The following is a 6,339-nucleotide window of genomic DNA, read 5'->3' on the forward strand; positions in this document are numbered from 1 at the left end:
TAGAATTTGGGTGAAAGTGGTTGATAATAGCGAAAATTCCTTTGAAAAAGGGTTTGATATCCTAGTTCTGGATATGAACGATCCTCCTGAAGATATACAGTTAAGCAATAAGTCCCTAGAGGAAAATAGCGAGGTGGGCAGTTTGGTCGGCTACTTTAGTGTAATTGATCAGGATAAAGAAGATGAACACACCTACCAATTAGTGGAGGGACAGGGAAGTGAAGATAATGAAACATTTGATATTGAAAATAATGAACTTTTACTAAAGGGTAGTTTGGATTTTGCAAAAAAGTCTGTTTTGACGATTAGAGTAAAAGTAACGGACAAAAAAAACACTTCCTTCGAAAAAGAATTTACCATTTCCCTTTCCCCTAATCAAGATCCCACTTTGGAATGGATAATCCCTACCGCTTTTACCCCGAACGGTGATGGTGAAAATGATACCTGGACAATCGAAAATATTGAGGATTTCCAAAAGGTGGAAGTAAACATCTTCAATAAACAAGGACAAGTTTTATTTTCTTCAAATGGTTTTTCAAAAGATTGGGATGGAAAATACAATGGGAAATTACTTCCCATGGATGTATACTATTATGTGATTAAGCTCCATGATTTGGATAAAGTTTTAAGCGGATCTGTAATGCTTATACGATAGTGAAAAAAATTAGACAACCTGAAACGATGAAGAAATACTGAACTATTGAAGTAACTCATGAAAAGATTAATAACATTCACACTAATTTTTTTAGGCAGCTTTTGGGATGTAAAGGGCCAGTACCATTATGTGCTTAGTCAGTATTTTCAAAATATGGAGATATTTAACCCGGCTTTTACGGGTTTTAGTAATTCCTTGGAATTAAAAGCAGGTTACAGGAAACAATGGGCCGCTTTTGATGGGGCTCCGGAAACCCTGTTTCTAAGTTTTCAAACTCCTTTGGGGAGATCGGGTTATCCTCCTTTTGCATATAATTCCCTAAGAGTAAGTGATCCTGACCTTTACTTTAAATTATTGCAAGACCAAGGAAATAAGAAAATTAAGGCCTTGCATGGGATAGGAGGTTTTGTAGTTTCTGAAAATTTGAACCTCTTAAAAAAGGTTTCTTTCTATGCTTCCTACTCTATACGGTTTCAGTTAAGGAACAACTTTCAATTAGGGTTAGGTGCTTCCGGAGGCTATAAAACTTATCAATTTGACCGTGATAAGTTTAATGTTAGAAACGAAGAAAATGATGCCCTTTTTGAGTCCTTTTTGCTTAATGGAACAAATTCAGGTAGTTTCGATTTAAATGCAGGAATAGCCTTGTATTCTCCTAAATTTCACCTTAGCTATTCTATAAACCAGTTGGTGCCTGACCCTACTCTTCTTGAGGAATCATCCCAAAGTCCGGAAATTAATCGATTTCATTATTTAACAATAAATTACTCCCTTGATTTACCATCAAAGTTAAAAGTGACTCCTGGTTTCTTATTAAGGTATACTGCATCATCACCCTTGCTTACTTATTATTCTATGGAATTAGATTATAGAGATAAAATTTGGGCAATGGTTGCATATCGTACCGAAAAGGCAATCATAGCCGGTTTGGGGATGAAATTAGCTAAAACTTTAAGGTTAAATTATTCTTATGATTTTTCATTATCTGCCATAGGAGAATACCTTCAAGGTAGTCATGAGGTGATGCTGCGATTTGAATTTCCCCAATTTATTAGAGGATCCTTTTATTAATCTAGGCTTTTCAGATAAAAACATGAATAAATTTATGAAAAAGTATCTTTATGGAATGTTCATAATAATGTTCTCCTTAATTGGAGGTCGGCTTATGGGGCAAGAACTTGGCTTTCAAGAACCTGAAAAGTTGAGTGAGAATATTAATTCCGAAATGGAAGAAATTCAACCTGTTTTTTCTCCTGATGGGAATAGGATGTATTTTGTTAGGGCTATGTCTGAAGATAACTTTGGTGGTGAATTCTCAGGTCATGATATTTGGATAAGTTATAGAGATAATACAGGGAATTGGTCAGAAGCCCAGAACAATTTTCCGAAATGGAATAATGATTTAAATAATGCCATTATTGGTATTAGTGAAGATGGGCAGGGAATCTATTTATTGGATACCTACAGCAATAAAAAAGGAAAACCCAAAGGAATTGCCAAAACCTTTACTTTTATGCAGGAGACAGAATTAATTAATATACAACCCATTAAAGGACTCAAAAGTAAAAATGGCTTCTTAGGGATTCATATAACTCCCAAAGAAGATGTAGTGTTGATTTCCATGCAAGGAAGGGATGCTATCGGGGAGGAGGATTTGTATGTGTGTTTGAAAACTTCTTCTGGATGGTCAGATCCTATAAATTTAGGGCCAATGATAAACACAAGAGGTTTTGAAATCTCTCCTTTTTTAGCCGATGATGGAAAAACACTTTATTTTTCAAGTGATTATCATCTTGGGTATGGTGATGGGGATATTTTTGTTAGCAAGCGTCTGGATGAAAGTTGGACTCATTGGACTGAGCCTGTGAATCTTGGTCAGAATATTAATACCGAATTTTTTGAAGGTTATTTTGTAATCAATAATAGGCAGGAGGCTTTTTTTTCTAGTAATAGGGAAGGAGTATTTTCTGATATATTTGTTTCAAAGATTATTTCAAAAGAGGATAAAGGTCTCCTAACAGCTTCCATAGAGGGTATTTCTGATGATATTATATTTCGAGAGAAGCCAAATGAAAGTGTTAATGAAAAGGAATTGAGTGTAATTAATGATGAGAATGTAGAGAACTCAGTCAAAAGTGAGGAAGAAGAGGCTGAGTATAAGCCTTTAAATTTGAAGGATGGTTCTATTTCCATTGTGGGGAGGATAAAGGATGATAAACTTCAACCACGTTTAATCTTTTTTGATTTTGATTCTTTCCGGTTAAAAGCGGAAAGTATTAAGACTTTAGATCAATTGATTGTTGAATTGCAGGAATTGAAAGATGTCAAAATTAATGTTTTGGGGCATACAGATGATATTGGTGATATGAATTACAATCAATGGTTGTCGGAACAAAGAGCATTGTCGGTTAGAAATTATATGCTGGAAGCAGGTATTTCGGAGAAAGTTTTAAATATAGTAGAAGGAAAAGGGGAAAATGAACCTGTAAAATTGAATACCACCTTGGAGGGACGAGAGTTCAATCGTAGGGTATTAATAGAAGAGGGAAATAAATAGGAGATGTTAAAAAAATAGGTTTGATTAAACTGATTTCTAAGAAATTTACGAATTTGGGTAGTATACCATTTGGTGGGGATTTTACATAGGGCAAATCTTAAATGTTGGGCTTTTTGTTGTTGCCCCTAAATGAATTGGTTTAGGGAAACTCCCCGAAAGGGTACATCTTCTACTTTTTAATTTTTCAGATTCTTATAGTAGAGATACCCTTTTTAAAAATGGTAGACGGTTAAAGTCCTTTAAATCATAGTCTAATTTCGTCCTCAACCTGAATAGTAGTCGTTTTAGGAGAGGTCCTAACCGATAACTTTCTATAAATTCCTGAATTTTTTTATCTTTGCGTTTTTTTAAGGAGATATTTCAATGAAGCCAGCAGGGAATCAAGATATACATAAGGAATATGAAACCATCTTTCCCAATTCTAAGACATGGCCGATTAGAAGGTTAAGCCGGCGCCGTAAAGAATTTATTGAGCAGGTTACCCTTGATACTTTCCATAAGTTAAAAAAGAATCCGATATTGCTTAGAGATAGGCTGGAGGGGATAGTTCATAGAGAGAAGATTCGGATAGAGCAAAACTCCTGGAAAGTTGACCCTGAAGACGATAGACTTTTCTGGATGGGGATACGGTCACGATTGGTGGGGCTTTCTCAAGAATCTATAGAAGACAGCAGAGAAATTGAAGAAGATCTACTCTACCGGATAGTTAGTAGATATGTCAATGAGATTGCGGGTAGTTTCAGGCCTTCTTATTACAGGGCTGGAAAGCAGATGGCGGCATTCGGGTTTAGGCGTTTATTGAACGCTAGCAGGGTACAGGGAATCCGTTCTTTATGGAGCAACAGATATTCACTTCGTGATAAGTTGCATATTGTTGGGGCTGTAGAACATGTTAGAAAATTAGCCACTTTGGGTACAGTGGTTTTTGTTCCTACACATTATAGCAACCTGGATTCCATATTGGTCGGTTGGTCTATAGATACGATAGGAGTGCCTCCAGTCACATATGGAGCGGGATTAAACCTTTTTAATATTAAGCTCTTTTCCTACTTTATGAATAGCCTTGGGGCTTATAAGGTGGATCGGAGAAAAAAGAATTTGGCATATTTAGAAAGTCTTAAGAACTATTCTTCACTTTCTTTACAGGAGGGGTGTCATTCTTTATTTTTTCCTGGAGGGACACGTTCAAGGTCCGGAAAAATTGAAAAGCGTTTAAAACTAGGTTTGTTGGGAACTGCATTGGATGCTCAACGCAGTTTATTTGAAAAATATCCTGAGGGAAGCAGTAAAAAAGTATTTATTGTTCCTATAGCCTTAAACTATCATTTTGTGTTGGAGGCTCCCGAATTAATTAATCAATACCTTCAGCAGAAAGGACAGGAGCGTTATTATGTAGAAAAGGAAGAATATTCCAATTCTTATAAAATATTGAAGTTTTTATTTAAGTTCTTTACAAAAGGGTCTGATATTTCAGTGTCCTTCGGTAGAGGTTTGGATCTTTTTGGGAATTATGTGGACGATGAGGGAAATAGTATTGATAATCGGGGAAGGAAAATAAATACCCGAGATTATTTCACTTCTGATGGCCGGATTACACATAATCCACAGCGGGAGGAAGAATATACTCGGATGTTGAGTGAGGTGGTGGTACGTGAGTTCCATCGAATTAGTAGGGTTTTTTCTAGTCATTTGGTAGCCTTTGTGGCATTTGAATTATTAAAGAAACAACACTATAATTTGGATCTCTATGACCTTCTCCGATTGCCCGAGGAAGAACGACTTTTACCTTATGGTTTGTTTCGGAAAAGCTGTTCCAAACTTCGGGAGAAGATTTTGCAATTAAACGAAACCGGGATGGTTGGGGTAGCTCCCCATTTGTTAGGTGATATGGATGAAGTGATTCAGCATGGACTGGAAAATGTGGGGATGTATCATGCTAAAAGACCGGTAGTTAGGGTAGGGGAAGGGATTTCCTCAGAAGATATGAATACATTGTTTTATTATCATAATAGATTGGAAGGCTATGGGCTTGAAAAGGAGGTCTGAGAAGCCAGTTGGGGTGATTGGTGCAGGGAGCTTTGGGACAGCCATTGCCAATTTGCTGGCAGAAAATTCAAATGTTCTCTTATTTGCCCGAAATAAGGCAGTGGTAAAGCAAATGGTGGATCAGGGGCTTAGTCAGGGACAGCAGCTTCATGAACGTGTACAGGCCGTAAATGATTTACAACTCATTGCCGAAAAATGTGATGTAATTTTTCCAGTTGTACCTTCTTCCCAATTTCGGAAAATGATGCAGGGATTTGGTTCTTTCTTACATCCCTATCATATTTTAATACATGCTACAAAGGGGCTGGATTGCAAATCTTATGACCTGGAGGAAAGTCCTGGTAAATTAAGCAGGAATGAGGTTCGGACCATGAGTGAAGTCATTCGAGAAGAGAGTTCCGTGGTTCGTATTGGTTGTTTAGCTGGGCCTAATCTTGCAAGAGAGTTAGCCGATTGTCAGCCTGCAGCTGCTGTTGTGGCAAGTCCATTTGATGAAGTAATTCAAGCTGGACAGAGGCTTTTAAGAAGTGAACGTTTCCAGGTGTATAGCAGTAACGATTTGATTGGAATAGAGTGGTGTGGTGTGCTCAAAAATATAATTGCAATCGGAGCAGGGGCATTAAGTGGATTAGGTTATGGAGAAAATGCCCGGGCACTGCTGATCAGTCGAGGAATGAGTGAAATGATTAGGGTAGGAAAGGCGTTTGGGGGAAATACGGAGGCATTCTTAGGATTGGCTGGTGTGGGAGATTTGGTGGCCACTTGTTCTTCAACCCTAAGTAGAAATTTTACCGTAGGAAACCGTTTGGCAAAGGGTGAAAAATTGGAATATATCCTCAACGATATGAAGGAGGTAGCTGAAGGAGTGAATACCATCAAGATTGTTCACCATATGGCCAACTCTTATAAAGTAAGGGCTCCTATAACACATTCACTCTATCAAGTTTTATTTGAAGGATTAAGAGTAGAAGAAGCTTTACAATATCTGATGAAATACCCATTTTATGTAGACATCGATTTTATGTAGAGACCTTTTCTATCTCCTTTTAGTGGGGGAAAGTTTAACAAATCCTGGTTTAAA

General features: G+C 37.2%; 5 protein-coding genes. All 5 read left to right on the top strand.

Annotated elements, in window-relative coordinates; genetic code table 11:
• Window positions 1–655: T9SS type B sorting domain-containing protein (locus E1171_RS09855; protein ID WP_155205835.1), on the top strand; the 655-nt coding region annotated here is incomplete at its 5' end.
• Between the two features lie 57 nt (window positions 656–712).
• A complete protein-coding gene (locus E1171_RS09860) occupies window positions 713–1,726 on the top strand; it encodes a PorP/SprF family type IX secretion system membrane protein (RefSeq protein ID WP_155205836.1) in 1,014 nt (337 codons plus the stop codon).
• A gap of 34 nt (window positions 1,727–1,760) precedes the next feature.
• A complete protein-coding gene (locus tag E1171_RS09865; protein ID WP_187696374.1) occupies window positions 1,761–3,212 on the top strand; it encodes an OmpA family protein in 1,452 nt (483 codons plus the stop codon).
• 363 nt (window positions 3,213–3,575) lie between these two features.
• Entirely contained in the window at window positions 3,576–5,258 is a 1,683-nt protein-coding gene (locus tag E1171_RS09870) for a 1-acyl-sn-glycerol-3-phosphate acyltransferase (RefSeq protein WP_155205838.1), read from the top strand.
• Window positions 5,236–6,285: an NAD(P)H-dependent glycerol-3-phosphate dehydrogenase gene (locus E1171_RS09875; RefSeq protein ID WP_155205839.1), complete on the top strand. Its 1,050-nt coding sequence runs from the start codon at window positions 5,236–5,238 to the stop codon at window positions 6,283–6,285. The genes E1171_RS09870 and E1171_RS09875 overlap by 23 nt, the downstream gene beginning before the upstream one ends.
• The last annotated feature ends 54 nt before the right edge of the window (window positions 6,286–6,339 follow it).

The sequence above is a fragment of the Xanthovirga aplysinae genome, assembly GCF_009711365.1.
GTDB classification, from domain to species: domain Bacteria; phylum Bacteroidota; class Bacteroidia; order Cytophagales; family Cyclobacteriaceae; genus Xanthovirga; species Xanthovirga aplysinae.